Source organism: Salinisphaera sp. SWV1, from assembly GCF_052044155.1.
Taxonomy (GTDB): Bacteria; Pseudomonadota; Gammaproteobacteria; order Nevskiales; family Salinisphaeraceae; genus Salinisphaera.
This window is the reverse complement of the sequence record NZ_JBQDYE010000009.1, coordinates 36,252-50,524: the sequence shown is the minus strand read 5'-3', so window position 1 is coordinate 50,524 and position 14,273 is coordinate 36,252. Positions and strand designations below refer to the sequence as shown.

The following is a 14,273-nucleotide window of genomic DNA, read 5'->3' as shown; positions in this document are numbered from 1 at the left end:
CGCGGCTGGGCCAGCGTGAACGGCGGGTTCGATGGATGGACCGGTCGAAACTCTCTCACTCCTTAAGGGGATGCTTAGTTATGAATAAAACTGAACTCGTCGATGCCGTCGCCGCGGACGCGGATCTTTCCAAGGCCGATGCTTCGCGCGCCGTCGACGCCATGATCGACTCGGTCACCGACGCTCTGAAAAAAGGCGACAAGGTCTCGCTGGTAGGCTTTGGTGTCTTCTCCGTGCGCGAGCGTGCCGCTCGCCAGGGCCGTAATCCCAAGACCGGTCAGTCGATCCAGATCCCGGCGGGTAAAACGCCTGGATTTAAGGCTGGTAAAGCTCTTAAGGATGCTGTAAACTAGCGCGTCTTCGCAGGGTGATGAGGATGTCCTCGACACCTTGGAAGGGTGCTTAGCTCAGTTGGTAGAGCGTCGCCCTTACAAGGCGAATGTCGGCGGTTCGAATCCGTCAGCACCCACCAGACAATAAGTCAATGGAGCGGTAGTTCAGCTGGTTAGAATGCCGGCCTGTCACGCCGGAGGTCGCGGGTTCGAGTCCCGTCCGCTCCGCCATAAGTCTGCCACTCGGCCATGCCGATCAGACCTCGAAAGGCGCTCTTACGGAGCGCCTTTTTTTTGCGCCCGGCACGGGCCGCTACTGGAAGGGTATGGCCTCGCGTGTGCTGGCCATGGCGAACGAAGTCGAGCGCAACGGCGCGCGGATGCGCAAATCCCTCGCAGTAGGCACAATGCCGGGATTGCCGGCGCGAGCCGGTCATCGTATCCGTCCGACGAGCCGAATTACCTATGCTGCAGAAGATTCGAGATGGGGCCAGTGGGCCCTTGGCATATATTGTCGTAGCCGTGATCGCGGTTGTGTTCGGGGTCTGGGGCATCGGCTCCTACTTCACACCGTCGGCTGATCCGGTAGTGGCCAGCGCCGACGGCGCCAAAATCACGCATTCGCAGTTGCGGCAGGCCGTCAACCAGCGCTATCAGCGATTGCGCCAGATGATGGGCAACCATTTCGATTCCAGCATGTTTCCGCGCGACCAGGTGCGCCAGAACGTGCTCGACAACATGATCGACCAGGCGGTCATGACGCATTACGCGAAAGCCAGGGGTTATCGCGTGACCGATGCCAATCTGCTGGCGGAGATCCGGAGCAATCCGCAGTTCCAGGAGAACGGGAAGTTCTCGGCCCAGCGCTACAAGGCGTTGCTCTCACAGGCCGGCGTACCGCCGGCCCAGTACGAAGCGAGGCTGCGTCAGAGCATGGTGGGCGATCAGGTGCGCGAGATCGTGGCTGCCAGCGCGTTTGCCGCGCCAGCGGAAGTCGATGTCGCTTACCGACGGGCGAACGAGCAGCGTAAAGTGCAAGTGCTCACGGTCGATTCTTCGGCCTATAGCGATCAGGTGACCGTCGACGACAAGGCGATCCAGTCGTATTACGACAAGCACCCGAAACAGTTCATGCGCCCGCCACGGGTCAAGTTGGCCTATGTTTCGCTGGATGCGGACAAGCTGTCGCCGCCGAAACCGGATCAGGCGACGCTGAAGCAGCTTTATCAGGCACACAAGAACGAGCTCGGCACGCCGGCCAAGCGCAGTGCGGACGAGATCCGTATCCCGATCGGCAAGGATGACGCCAAGGCCCGTCAGACGGTGCAGGCGGTGATCGCGGCGGCGAAAAAGGGACAGTCGCTGAAACAGATCGCCGCAGCGACCGATGGCGCCCGTTTCCAGCAGATCGATACGCAGACGAAGTCGGCCTTGCCGGACGCCGTGGGCGCGGCGCTGTTCGGTCTAAAGCAGGGCGCGTTGTCGGGCCCGGTCCGTGGTGATCAGGCGTGGTACGTGCTGCGTGCCACGTCGATCACGCCGGCCAAGACGCCGGATTTCAATAATCCGGCGATGCAGGCGCGTCTGAAGGCGATGGCGACCCGCAAGGCGCGGGCGAAGGCGTTCCGCAAGAAGTCGGATACGCTGGACGACCTCGCCTATCAGGCCCCCAACGGGCTGAAGACGATATCCGACAAGCTCGGTCTCACGGTTCGGCACACGGGCTGGATCACTCGCCACAATGGTGGGTCCGGGCTGGGTCAGTATGCCGCTGTGCGCAAGGCGGCGTTTTCGGATGCCGTGCTCAAGGATCACCTCAACAGCAAGGTGATCGACCTGGGCCAGCAGCGGCATGTCGTGCTGCGGGTGGCCGACCATCAGGGCGCGCAACGCAAGCCGTTGGCCGAGGTTCGCGACAAGATCCGCCAGCGTCTCGTGGCGCAGGAGAGCCAGCGGCGGGCGGAGAAGGCGGCTCAGCAGGCGATGGCGCAGGCACGGCAGGGCAAGTCGTTGGCGCAGATTGCGAAGGACACCCGGGGGGCCAAGCTGACGCAGCCTGGTTTCGTCGGGCGGCATGACAATAAGCTCGATCCGTCGGTACTCACTGCCGCTTTCGATATTTCGTTCGGCAACAAATCCGGCAGCGCGCAGTACCGGGTCGTGTCCACCGAAAGCGGCCAGGCGGCGCTGGTCGCCGTCCTGGCGAGCCGCGTGGAAAGCGGCGGTTCCAAGCCGGGCGGCGGTGGTCCCCAGCGCAAGCAGATTGCGCAGCAGCAGAGCGGCTATAACGCCAGTCTCGAATACAGCGCGCTCGATCATTATCTGCGCAAGCGTGCGGACGTCGAGATTCACAAGAGCGCGATGAACTGACGCGCGCCAGCGCGGCCGCGCTGGTGTCGCGGTCGGCGCGTCGCGGGATCAGCAGCAAACGCCTTCCGGTCCCGTAACGAAAAAAGGCCGCATCCTCGTGATGCGGCCTTTTCGAGTCGGGCGATGTCGTCGCGCCAGGCTATTGCTCGTCGAGCCGGCTCATGCCCATGACGCGGTAGCCGGCGTCCACGTAAATGACCTCGCCGGTAATGCCCGAGGCGAGATCGGAGCCGAGGAAGGCCGCGGCGTTACCGATTTCTTCCTGGGTGACGTTGCGCTTGAGTGCGGCGCTGTCGCGCGCGTAATTCAGCATCGTGCGGAAGCCACTGATGCCCGAGGCCGCCAGGGTCTTGATCGGCCCGGCGGAAATGGCGTTGACCCGTATGCCCCGCGGGCCCAGATCGGCGGCGATGAAGCGCATGTTGGACTCCAGGCTGGCCTTGGCCGGGCCCATCACGTTGTAGCCCGGCATGACGCGGTCGCTGCCGAGATACGTCAGGGTGATCAGCGAGGCCTTGTCCGACAGCATCGGGCGGGCCGCCTTGGCCAGTGCCGCGAAGCTGTAGGCGCTGATGTCGTGCGCGATACGCGAGGCATCCCGCGAAATGCTGTCCAGATAGCCGCCGGACAGCGCTTCGCGCGGCGCGAAGCCGATGGCATGGACGAGGATGTCCAGGCGGTCCCAATGGTTGCCGAGCGCGGTGAACAGCGCCTCGATCTGCGCATCCTCGGCGACATCGAGGGGCAGCACGGCCACGGCGCCCAGCGCCTCGCCCATCTTTTCCACACGCGGCTTGAGTTTGTCGCCCTGATAGGTCAGCACCAGCTCCGCGCCCTGTTCGCGCATCGCGCTGGCGATGCCGTAGGCGATCGATCGTTCGCTGGCCAAGCCCGTGATCAAGGCTTTTTTGCCGTCAAGAAACCCCATGCCTTCTCCTGGATTCGTGTTGTATGGCTATCGTACCGGGCCGGGATATCAGCCGGATACCTCGGGCTGCAGACGCAGCCGTTCGCCGGGCTGAATGGTCGCGCCCGAATTCATGTCGTTGAGGCTGCGCAGCGTGTTGACCTGCATCGAGAAGCGATTCGCGATCGACCACAGCGAGTCGCCCGGTTCCACCTCGTAGTAACTCGGCAGCGGGGCGGGGCCATCCACCGCGATGGTGGAGCCCGGTTGGAGCGGCGTGCCCTTGTCCATGCGGTTCCAGCGGCGCAGCTGCTTGACCGTTACATTGTTGGCCTGGGCGATCGACCACAGCGAGTCACCCGAGTGGACCACGACCGTGCTCGGTGCCGGCGGCTTGGCCGAGCCGGGGATGCGGATCTTCTGCCCCGGTCGCAGGGTCGCCACGGAGGCGCCGTTGGCGCGCTTGAGGCTCGCCACGCTGACGCTGTAGCGGCGGGCGATGTGCCAGAGCGTATCACCGGACTGCACCACGTAGGTCTGGGTCGGTTCGGCCGGCGGCGCCGACTCATGCGAGCCGGGGTGCGGCACGGTCAGCGACTGGCCGATACGGATGCGATTGCTGTGCAGATTGTTGGCCTGGCGCAGTGCGGCCACGCTGACGCCGTAGGTCTGCGCCAGCCGGCTCAGCGAGTCCCCGCGCCGGACCACGTGGGTACGATGATCGATCAGGTGGCTCGGGTTGATGCGGGCGAGCTTGCTACGAAACGCCGAGGCCTTGGCCGCCGGCACGAGCAGTTTATCGTGGCCGCCCGGTTCGCTGGCCCAGCGCCGCATGCCGGGATTGAGCCGGCGCAGTTTTTTCTCGGAAATACCGAGCATGTGCGCGGCGACTTTCATCGAGGTCTGGCCGGGCAGCTTCACCACGCGGGTGCGCGGCGCGTTGGCCAGGGTGGGCCAGTTCACGCCAAAGCGCGCTGGCGTCATCATGATCCGGCGCAGGGCGAGCAGTTGCGGCACGTACTGGGTGGTTTCATCCGGCAGATCCAGATCCCAGTAGTCGGTGGGCTTGTTGTGCGCCCGCGCCTCGGCAATGGCGTCGTCCACGCGGCCCGGCCCGGCATTGTATGCCGCCAGCGCCAGCAGCCAGTCGCCGTCGTAACGCTGATGCAGCGATTGCAGGTAATTCAACGCGGCCTCGGTCGAGGCAATCGGGTCGTCGCGGCCGTCGTACCACCAGTCGCGCGGCAGGCTCATGTGATCAGCGGTTCCCGGCATGAACTGCCACAGGCCGCTGGCGCCGACATAGGACTTGGCCGACGGGTTGTAGCCGCTCTCCACGATCGGCAGCAGGGCGATCTCGGTCGGCATGCCGCGTTTTTCGACCTGGTGCACCACATGCCACAGAAACGGCTTCGCGCGCCGCAGCGCGTGGCTCAGGTGGCTGGTGTGGGTCGCATAATACTGTGTCCACACGCGCACCGACCGACGCTGGTCGTTGGGGTCGAGCTTGAAGCCGGTGCGGATCTTCGACCACAGGTCCTGGGTGGGCGCCGGCCATTTGTGTGGCACGTAATTCTTGCGTGCGACCGGGGCTTCATAGGTCGTGGTCTTGTCGTTGTCATGACCTTGATCGGCGGTTTTTTTCAACGTCCCGGCGGCCGCGGCAGGCACCGTGGAAGGCTGGTCGCCCGCCTGGGCCGGGTTCGTGCCGGCATCGCCATGCGGCGTCGTCGCGCAGCCACTGACGATGCCGGCCATGAACAGGCAGCCCAGTATCGGTCGAACCATGTTGGGTCGCAAGCGCGGCCCGAGCCGCGCACAAGAGTTATCAGATCGCATCTTTCCAGTCGCGCAAAGCCCCAAAAATGTCCCCCGCTGCCTCAAGCCGCCGCCCGGCATGCTGGCTTGCCGCCGCCCGGACACCTTCGTCATCCCAGCGCAGGAAGGGGTTGATTCGCTTTTCCTCGGCCAGCGACCCCGGCAGGCTGGGCCGGCCCTCGGCCCTGAGCGCGTCGACCGCCGCGATCGCGGCCGCGATCGCCGGGTTGTCCGGCTCGACCGTCTGCGCAAAGGCCAGGTTCTTCTGCGTGTATTCGTGGCCCCCGTAGACGCGCGTATTGTCCGGCAGCGCCTTCAGGCGAGCCAGCGAGCGCTGCATCTGCTCGTGTGTGCCCTCGAACACACGACCGCAGCCGGCGCGAAACAGGGCGTCGCCCGCCAGTAATATATCCTGGCTCACGTACGCGATGTGACCGAGCGTATGGCCAGGCACGTCAATGACCTCGAATGTCGCGCCGAGAAAATCCAGCGTGAAACGATCGCCGCCGCTGACCCGGTGGTCGATGTGCCCGATCTTGTCGGCTTCCCCGGCCGGCCCGTAGACCGGCGCCGGATGCGCGGCCAGCAGCCGCGCCAGGCCGCCGACGTGATCGCCGTGGTGATGCGTGATCAGATACGCGCCCACTTCGAGCCCATATGTCGCGAGATGATCGGCCACCGGTTGGGCCGCGCCGGGATCGACCACGGCCACGGTCCGGCTATCGCCGGCCGCGATGATCCAGATATAATTGTCCGACAGCGCGGGTACAGCGTTGACTTCAAGCATCGCCGAATGTTGCCAACGGCCTGAGGCAAAATCAATTGTTTCGATTCGTCGCCGATGATGCGCGGGCCGCGCGGGCCTGGTTCGAATCGCCCGTCGCCGAGCCGTGGCGCGAGCAGGAGACGGCGTTACTGGCCGACGTGCTGCCCGGCCTCACGGGTTATCGTTGCATCCAGATCGGCGCCCCCACCATCGCGCCGGAAGCCTGCGAGCGCGTGGGAACGCTGCGCCTGTGGCGGGCGGATGTCGCCCCCGGTCCGGATGTCGATATACGCATCGATGGCCAGAATCTACCCTGGGCCAGCGGCAGTGTCGATGCCCTGATTCTGGTTCACGGGCTCGAGTTGTGCGCGGAGCCGCCGGCGCTGATTCGGGAGTGCGTGCGCGTTCTGAGTCCGCGCGGCCAGCTGGTCTGCCTGGTGTTCAACCCGCTTTCGCCCTGGGCCCAGACCCAGGGGCTTCGCCGCGCTCACACCCGTTTCCTGCCGCGCTCGATTCCGCCGCGTGCCGCGCGCCTGGCGGATTGGCTGCGTCTGCTGGACTTCGAGCCCACGGACTGCTGGCGCTACGGGCCGGCGTTTCCCTGGCTCGGCCGCCGGTGGCAGGCGGGCGCGGATTCGCGCTGGCTGGCGCCGCTGGCCTGGGCGGCGCCGGCTTATGCGATCGTGGCGCGTCGGCGTGCCATGCGACGCATCCCGCCGTCCGGCCGGCGCCTGTTGGCGCGCCAGCGTGAACGCGACTTGGCGCCCGGCCCGGCTGCTGGGCTACCATCGCGTTCATGACCAAGACTGTGACCATCTATACGGACGGAGCCTGTCGCGGCAATCCGGGGCCCGGTGGCTGGGGCGCGTTGTTGTCCTACGGCGAGCGCAACCGCGAGCTGTGCGGCGGCGAACCGAGAACGACCAACAATCGCATGGAGCTCATGGCCGCGATCGAGGCCCTCAACGCCTTGTCGCGCCCGTGTCGCGTCGAGCTGTATACCGATTCCAACTATGTGCGCCAGGGCATTACCCAATGGATGCGCAACTGGAAAAACAACGGCTGGAAGACAGCGGCCCGGAAGCCGGTCAAGAACGCCGAACTCTGGCGTGCGCTCGACGAAGCCTGCCAGCGTCACGAGATCGAATGGCACTGGGTCAAGGGCCACGCGGGCGATCCCGGCAACGAGGCAGCGGATGCGCTGGCCAATCGCGGTATCGATGAAATGGCCGTATCCGGCTGATCCGGCATCGGGTCGTGTTCATCCCGTTCGCGAGCGATCGCGGATGAGCGCCGGCTGGCGCCGGTCCCGCCGAAGCCGATCATGCCCGAGGGCTATGTTGATCCGCGCTCTCGGGTGGATCGGCGGTCCGGTCCATGGCCTCGCGCCCCTAGTGCCAACAACAGCAGCGGGAGAAAACGATGCGACAGATTGTGCTCGATACGGAAACGACCGGGATGGATCCGCAGGCCGGGCATCGCATCATCGAGATCGGTTGCGTGGAAATGGTCAGCCGGCGGCTGACCGGTAACGACCTGCACATCTATCTACACCCGGATCGCGAGATCGACCAGGGCGCGATCGACGTGCACGGTATCACGCTGGAATTTCTGGCCGACAAGCCCCGTTTCGCCGAGATCGGCGACCGCCTGGCCGCGTATCTGGCCGATGCGGAACTGATCATCCACAATGCGCCGTTCGATCTCGCCTTCCTGAACAAGGAACTGTCGGATTTCGATCCGCAGCACCGGAAGCTGGAAGAGGTCAGCCCGATCATCGACACGCTGGTCGAGGCGCGCCAGATGTTCCCCGGCCAGCGCAACAGTCTGGATGCGCTGTGCAAGCGATTCGAGATCGATAACTCGAACCGCGAGCTGCACGGCGCGCTGCTGGACGCCCAATTGCTGGCGGATGTGTATCTGCGCATGACCGGCGGCCAGATCGATATCGCGCTTGCCGCCGAGGACGACAGCGAAGGCCAGCAGATCGCCAGCGCCGGCCTGGCGACGTATCTCGATGCGGGCCGCCGCCCGCGCGTGCAGCGTGCCAGCGACGACGAGCACGCCGCCCACGAGAAATATCTCGACATGCTGGCCAGGGCCAGCGGCGATCAGTGCCTGTGGCGCACGTTCGACAGCTGACCCGGCACGCCGTCGGCCCGTCGCACGGCTGCACGCGCGGGCGCAGGCCCTACGCGTAGTACAGCAGCAGATAGAGCGCCAGCAGGGCGGTCACCCAGAGCAGCATGACGCCGGTTGTCCAGGTGCGGGCCATCACGCCGCGGGCGCCGAACGCCTGTTGCAGGCGTTGGCGCGCGCCGCCGATCCCGGCGGTGCCGATTCGGCCGGCCTGATCGCGCAGCCGCATCAGCGCGAACCGGGTCGCCGATACGGTGACCGGCAGCGCGCGCCGGTAGAGCCAGTCGGTGTCGATGTTCAGCCCGCGGACCTCGGGCGGGTACAGGCCACCCCGGAACAGCACGACGAAGGCCAGTGCCGCGAACAGCAGCAACTGCAACTGGTTGACCACGTGTGCCGTCGTGTACGGCGAATAGTCCACGTCGAACGGCAGGATCGCGTACAACGGGGCCGGGTAGACGCCGATGCCGATGCACAGGGCCGCCGTGATCGCCATCGCTGCCAGCATGTTGAACGGCGCTTCCTTGACGCGATAACCGGCGTCGTGGGCAAAGAACGAGAAGAACGGTACCTTGATGCCCGAATGGTCGAGCACGCCGGCCGAGGCGACCAGCAGGGCGCTCCAGGCGATCCAGTGGTGCTGCGCGGCGGCCGCGCTCAGGATCATGGATTTGGTGACGAAGCCGGAGAACAACGGAAACGCCGAGATCGACATCGAGCCGACGATGCAGAACCCCGCGGTCCAGGGCATGGATTTGTACAGGCCGCCGAGTTCGCTGGCCTTGACCGTGCCCACACGGTAGAGCACCGCGCCCATGCTCATGAACAGCAGGCCCTTGTAGAGGATATGCGCGAAGGCGTGCGCGGCCGCCCCGTCGAGCGCCAGGGGCGTGCCGATGCCGATGCCCACGACCATGAAACCGAGCTGGTTGTTGAGGCTGTAGGCCAGCACCCGGCGCAGGTCGTTTTCGATCACGGCGAAGAAGATCGGGAAGATCGTCATTACGGCGCCGATCGTGATCAGCATCTCGGTGCCGGCATAGCCGCGTGCCAGCGCGTAGATCGCCAGCTTGGTGGTATAGATCGACAACACGACCGTGCCGGTCGGCGTGGACTCGGGATAGGCATCCTGCACCCAGTTGTGCAGCAGCGGAAAGGCCGCCTTGATACCGAAGGCGAGAAAGATCAGCCAGCCGCCGGCCACGTCGAGCCCGAGATGATCGAAGGCGGTCGATCCGGTCTGGCGATAGTGGATGATCGTGCCGACCATCAACAGCAGGCCGGACACCACCTGGATGACCAGGTAGCGCAGGCCGACGATATGGGCGCGCACGCTGCGTCGTGCCCAGATCAGAAAGACAGACGAGATCGCCGTGGCTTCCCAGAAAATGAACAGCGTGACCAGGTCGCCCGCCAGTACCGCGCCCACGGCGGCGCCGGCATACACCAGCGAGGCGACATGCTGCACCCGATCGTCGACGTGCAGGGCATAGAGCCCGGTCAGAAACGAGCCGATGATGAAGATCGTCGCCCAGAGGCGCGACAGGCCGTCGACACGCAGCAGGGTCAGATCGAAGCCGAACAGCGAAATCTGACCGTGTGCCCCCGCCGGCAACGCCCACAGCAGCACCAGGGCGAGCGCCGGCACCGCGAGCAGCCATATGCTCTGGAACAGGCGCGGTGTGGCCGCCAGCACCAGCCCGGCGGCCATCAGCAGAAGGGCCGGGCTGGCGATGGCGTGGCCCAGCCATTCAGTCATGGTCGTGCTCCCGGCCGATGCTGTCCTCGAGATCGGCTTCGTCCGGATCGGCTTCGCCGTAGTAGTTCTCGCCCCGGCGCAGCAGCGGGCGCAGGGCCCGGGCCGAGAGCACAATGAAGCAATAGGCGGCGAAGCCGACCAGCGGATAGAAGCCGAACCAGCCGTCGAAGCCGAAATGCGGATGCTTGGCGTAGAACCATTCCGCGATCAGCAACGTCAGGCAGGACAGGGCCAGCACGCCGATGATCGCGTTGATTACCGCCGCTCGCTCGAACAGACCGGGCCGGGGATTTCGTTTGTTCATGCGCCGGCTCCGAGTGCCGTGTCGACGAAATCGATGATCGGGTGGGCGGCAAAGAACAACACGATGCAGCCGGCCGCCGTCAGGCAAAGCGGAATGACGCAGGCGGCCGGCGCTTCGGTGATGGTCTCGGGGATGTTGTCGCCGCGCAGGAAGAAGGCGCGCGCCGGGATATCGAGCAGGTAGATGATGTTGAGCAGTGAGGACAGGGCCAGCACGCCCAGAAACGCATATTCCTCGATGCCGGCGGAACCGCTCATCAGAAACCACTTGCTCCAGGCGCCCCCCATCGGCGGCAGGCCGATCAACGACAGCGCCGCGATGGTGAACGCGGTGAAGGTCAGCGGCATGGCGCGCCCCAGCCCGTTCAACTGGCTGACGTATTTGCGATGCGCGGCGGTGTAGATCGCGCCGGCGCAGAAGAACAGAGTGATCTTGCCGAAGGCATGGGTGATGATATGCAACGAGCCGCTGACCGCGCCGAGCTTGGTCGCCAGCGCGCTGCCCAGCACGATGTACGACAGCTGGCCGATGGTGGAGTAGGCCAGCCGCTTCTTGAGATTGTCGCAGTAGATCGCGATCACCGAGGCCAGGATGATGGTGATCGACGCCAGCCACAGGAACGGCTCGGTCGCGCTGGTCTTGAGCGCATAGTCCAGGCCAAAGATATAGACCGTGATCTTGAGCACGGTGAACACGCCCGCCTTGACCACGGCCACCGCGTGCAACAGGGCCGAAACCGGTGTCGGCGCCACCATCGCCGAGGGCAGCCAGCGATGCACCGGCATGACCGCGGCCTTGCCGATACCGAATACGAACAGCGCATACAGTGCCATCGCGCCCTTCGGACCGAGGCCGGTGTCGGCGAGAATGCCGCCGTGCGTGAAATCCAGCGTGCCGGCGAGCAGGTAGGTGATCACGATCGCCGGCAGGAACAGGCCGATCGACGTGGTCAGCAGAATGCCGAGATAGATCCGCCCGCCGACACGCGACTCGGCATCCCCGTGGTGGGTGACCAGCGGATAGGTGACCAGCGTCATCATCTCGTAGAACACGAATAACGTGAGCAGGTTGCCCGCGAAGGCGATGCCGATCGCCGCCGAGATCGCCAGCGCGAAACAGACGAAGAAACGCGTCTGGTGCGCCTCGCGATTGCCGCGCATGTAGCCGGCCGCGTAGAACGTGGTCAACGGCCAGAGCGTGGCCGCGACCAGCGCGAAGACCAGGCCGAGCGGCTCCAGCGTGAAGGTGAAATCCAGCCCCGGCAGAATCGAGAACAGGGTGACGCTCGGCCGCTGGCCGGCGCCGATCGGCCCGATCAGGCAGATGGCGCCGATCAGCAGCGCCACCCCGGTGGCGATACTCACCCCTTCGCGCAGATTCGGCCAGCGCCCGGCGGCGGCCACCGCCAGCGCCATGAACGCCGGCCAGGCGACGAGTGCAGCCAGCCAGAGCCCGCTCATGCGCCACCGCCCAGCAGTGCGGCGGCGGCGCGCCGTGTGGCGTCGAGTTCCGGCGTCGCGTGCAGCCCGATCGCGATATTGAGCGCGATCAGGCTCCAGGTCGCGATCTGCATGGCGATCGGCGCCTCGCCGCGCTCGAGTGGCGGTGCGTGCGCATCGCGGGGCCGGAAATACAGCGCCTCGACCACCTTGCCGATATAGATCACGGCCAGCAGCGACGCCGCCAGTACCAGAGCGGCGAGCCCGTAGTGGCCCGCGGCGATCAGCGCGGAGAGCAGGGCCCACTTGCTGATGAAACCGGCGGTGGCCGGCACCCCGATCAGGCTCAGCCCGCCGACCACGAAAGCGGCCGAGGTCAGCGGCATCGCCGGGCCCAGGCCGGCCAGATCATTGATCGACGTCGTGCGTGTACGCCAGGCCATCGCCCCCACCGCCATGAACAGCGCACCCTTGATCAGCCCGTGGTTGACGATATGCACCAGCGATGCCGACAACCCGGCGGCACTGGCCAGCGCGAACCCGGTCACGATGTAGCCCATCTGCGCGATGCTCGACCAGGCCAGCAACCGCTTGACGTCGGTCTGGAATATGGCGGCCACCGACGCCGCGATCATCGCGATCGCGGACAGCCCGAGCAGCACCTGGTTCAACGGCAGCTGGCCGAAGGCGTAGCCCGCGCCGAACACGGTGAACACGAACCGCATCAGGGCATATACCGCCACCTTGGTACTGGTGGCGGCAATGAACGCCGTCACCGGAGACGGGGCATAGGTATAGGCGTTGGGCAGCCAGATATGGGCCGGAAACAGCGCGGCCTTCAGGCTCAGACCGACCACGATGAATGCCAGCGCCGCCTGGGCGGTGCGCGTGTCGTAAACGGCCGGCAGGCGCTGGGCGAGATCGGCCATGTTCAGGGTGCCGGTCATCATGTAGGCGAGTCCAATGCCGATCAGCAGGAACGTGCCGCCCACCGTGCCCATGATCAGATACTGGAACGCCGACAGCAACGCGCGCCGCCGGGCGCCCATGGCGATCAGCGCATAGGACGACAACGAGGAAATCTCGAGAAACACGAACAGGTTGAAGGCATCGCCCGTGACCGTGATGCCGATCAGCCCGGCCAGACAGGCGAGCAGCAACGCATAGACGAGATACAGGCGCTCGCGCTCGATCTCGCGGGCGAGGCTGGAACGGGCATAGACCGCGCTGGCCGCGGCCATGCCCGCCACCAGCAGCAGTACCACCGCATTGAAGGCATCGACCACCAGTTCGATCCCGAAGGGCGGCGCCCAGCCGCCGATGGCGTAATCGATCGGCCCGTCGGCGCGCACCCGTACGAACAGGGCGCAGGCCATGGCGAAGACCAGCCAGGTCGCCACCAGATAGAGCATCCAGGCGGCGCCGGCGCGGTGCGCGAGCACGACCACGGGCACCGCGAGCAGCGGCACGACCACGACCAGGATCGGCAGCTGGGATAGAAGAGGGTCGATCATTGCGGCCGGCGTTCCTCGGGTTCGGCGCCGTCGTCGCGACCGGTCGGGGCATGGGGTTCGGCGGCCCGGGCGGCGCGGGATCGCGCCGCTTCCTCGGCCTGCTCGATGTCCTGGGTGGCAAAATCGGCGGCCAGGACATCGTCTTCCTCGATCGATCCGTAGGCCTCGTGGATGCGTACGATCAGCGCCAGCCCGAGCGCGGTGGTGGATACGCCCACCACGATCGCAGTGAGGATCAGCACCTGCGGCAGCGGGTGGGCATAGACCGCATGGTCGCCCCGGGGAGCGTCGAGGAGAATGGGGGCGGTGGCGCCGTGAATCTTGCCCATGCTGATGTACAGGATGAACACCGAGGTCTGAAACACATTGAGCCCGATCAGCTTTTTGACCAGGTTGTCGTGTGCGATGACGGTATAGAAGCCGATCATCATCAAGGCGATGACGACCCAGTAGTTGAACAACCCGGGCACGGTGTCGGTGAAAAACGCGGTCATTCGTCGGACTCCCGTACCCGGCCACGCCCGGCGAATACGTAGAAGATCGCGATCATGATGCTGGCGACGGTCAGCCCGACGCCGAATTCCACGATCAGCAACCCGTAGTGCTGGCCGTGCACGGGATCGTGGGCGAGTTGATCGTAGTCCAGGAAGTTGCCGCCGGCCAGCATGGTGGCTATCCCCGTGCCGCCGTAGATCAATACGCCCAGAGACGCGCCGATGCGCAGTGCGGCCGGCGGGATGGCAGCGCGCGCGGCCTCCACGCCGAAGATCAGGCCGTAGAGGATGATGGCGCTGGCGAAGATCACCCCCGCCTGGAACCCGCCGCCCGGGCTGTAGTCGCCGTGGAACTGCACGTAGAGCGCAAAGATCAGGATCGGCGGGATGATGAGCTGCGCGACCACCCGCAGCACGGTGTGCTCGCGCAT

14 protein-coding genes and 2 tRNA genes are annotated in these 14,273 nt (G+C 65.6%); 7 read left to right on the top strand and 9 right to left on the bottom strand.

The features are described from left to right. Positions 1-80: 80 nt before the first annotated feature. The 4 genes from ACS8YF_RS06290 to ACS8YF_RS06275 all read left to right on the top strand — a co-directional run bounded on the left by ACS8YF_RS06290 (position 81) and on the right by ACS8YF_RS06275 (position 2,702). Complete coding sequence (locus tag ACS8YF_RS06290; protein WP_037335328.1) at positions 81-353, top strand: HU family DNA-binding protein; 273 nt, start codon at positions 81-83, stop codon at positions 351-353. 43 nt (positions 354-396) lie between these two features. Further along, positions 397-472 (top strand) — tRNA-Val (locus ACS8YF_RS06285). A gap of 14 nt (positions 473-486) precedes the next feature. Further along, a tRNA-Asp gene (locus ACS8YF_RS06280) sits at positions 487-563 on the top strand. A gap of 234 nt (positions 564-797) precedes the next feature. Further along, the gene (locus ACS8YF_RS06275; RefSeq protein WP_440849372.1) at positions 798-2,702 is read left to right on the top strand and encodes a SurA N-terminal domain-containing protein; all 1,905 of its coding nucleotides are present in this window, start codon (positions 798-800) and stop codon (positions 2,700-2,702) included. Positions 2,703-2,841: 139 nt separating this feature from the next. Here ACS8YF_RS06275 and ACS8YF_RS06270 read toward each other — a convergent pair whose 3' ends face one another. The 3 genes from ACS8YF_RS06270 to gloB are packed head-to-tail and all read right to left on the bottom strand — an operon-like array spanning position 2,842 to position 6,214. Further along, a complete protein-coding gene (locus ACS8YF_RS06270) occupies positions 2,842-3,630 on the bottom strand; it encodes an enoyl-ACP reductase FabI (RefSeq protein ID WP_440849371.1) in 789 nt (262 codons plus the stop codon). Between the two features lie 48 nt (positions 3,631-3,678). Then, positions 3,679-5,397, bottom strand: a complete 1,719-nt coding sequence (locus ACS8YF_RS06265) for a LysM peptidoglycan-binding domain-containing protein (protein ID WP_440849370.1) — start codon at positions 5,395-5,397, stop codon at positions 3,679-3,681. A gap of 40 nt (positions 5,398-5,437) precedes the next feature. Continuing rightward, on the bottom strand, positions 5,438-6,214 hold the full coding sequence (gene gloB / locus ACS8YF_RS06260) for a hydroxyacylglutathione hydrolase (protein ID WP_440849369.1): 777 nt from the start codon (positions 6,212-6,214) through the stop codon (positions 5,438-5,440). A gap of 35 nt (positions 6,215-6,249) precedes the next feature. Between gloB and ACS8YF_RS06255 the strand changes: the two genes are divergently transcribed. The 3 genes from ACS8YF_RS06255 (at position 6,250) to dnaQ (ending at position 8,335) form a co-directional block, all read left to right on the top strand. Continuing rightward, entirely contained in the window at positions 6,250-6,993 is a 744-nt protein-coding gene (locus ACS8YF_RS06255; RefSeq protein WP_440849368.1) for a class I SAM-dependent methyltransferase, read from the top strand. Beyond that, a complete protein-coding gene (gene rnhA / locus ACS8YF_RS06250) occupies positions 6,990-7,436 on the top strand; it encodes a ribonuclease HI (RefSeq protein ID WP_440849367.1) in 447 nt (148 codons plus the stop codon). Before ACS8YF_RS06255 ends, rnhA begins: the two co-directional genes overlap by 4 nt. A gap of 179 nt (positions 7,437-7,615) precedes the next feature. Continuing rightward, a complete protein-coding gene (dnaQ, locus tag ACS8YF_RS06245) occupies positions 7,616-8,335 on the top strand; it encodes a DNA polymerase III subunit epsilon (protein ID WP_440849366.1) in 720 nt (239 codons plus the stop codon). Positions 8,336-8,384: 49 nt separating this feature from the next. On the opposite strand, the gene ACS8YF_RS06240 is transcribed toward dnaQ, so the two are convergent. The 6 genes from ACS8YF_RS06240 to ACS8YF_RS06215 are packed head-to-tail and all read right to left on the bottom strand — an operon-like array spanning position 8,385 to position 14,273. Beyond that, positions 8,385-10,091, bottom strand: a complete 1,707-nt coding sequence (locus ACS8YF_RS06240; protein WP_440849365.1) for a Na(+)/H(+) antiporter subunit D — start codon at positions 10,089-10,091, stop codon at positions 8,385-8,387. After that, positions 10,084-10,395: a hypothetical protein gene (locus ACS8YF_RS06235; protein WP_440849364.1), complete on the bottom strand. Its 312-nt coding sequence runs from the start codon at positions 10,393-10,395 to the stop codon at positions 10,084-10,086. Before ACS8YF_RS06235 ends, ACS8YF_RS06240 begins: the two co-directional genes overlap by 8 nt. After that, positions 10,392-11,855 (bottom strand): proton-conducting transporter transmembrane domain-containing protein, encoded by a 1,464-nt coding sequence (locus tag ACS8YF_RS06230; RefSeq protein ID WP_440849363.1) that lies wholly within the window; start codon positions 11,853-11,855, stop codon positions 10,392-10,394. The genes ACS8YF_RS06235 and ACS8YF_RS06230 overlap by 4 nt, the downstream gene beginning before the upstream one ends. Beyond that, complete coding sequence (locus ACS8YF_RS06225) at positions 11,852-13,348, bottom strand: monovalent cation/H+ antiporter subunit D family protein (RefSeq protein WP_440849362.1); 1,497 nt, start codon at positions 13,346-13,348, stop codon at positions 11,852-11,854. Before ACS8YF_RS06225 ends, ACS8YF_RS06230 begins: the two co-directional genes overlap by 4 nt. After that, positions 13,345-13,842 carry a cation:proton antiporter subunit C gene (locus tag ACS8YF_RS06220; RefSeq protein WP_440849361.1) on the bottom strand — a complete coding sequence of 166 codons (498 nt, stop codon included), beginning with the start codon at positions 13,840-13,842 and terminating at the stop codon, positions 13,345-13,347. The genes ACS8YF_RS06225 and ACS8YF_RS06220 overlap by 4 nt, the downstream gene beginning before the upstream one ends. Further along, a complete protein-coding gene (locus ACS8YF_RS06215) occupies positions 13,839-14,273 on the bottom strand; it encodes a Na(+)/H(+) antiporter subunit B (protein ID WP_440849360.1) in 435 nt (144 codons plus the stop codon). Before ACS8YF_RS06215 ends, ACS8YF_RS06220 begins: the two co-directional genes overlap by 4 nt.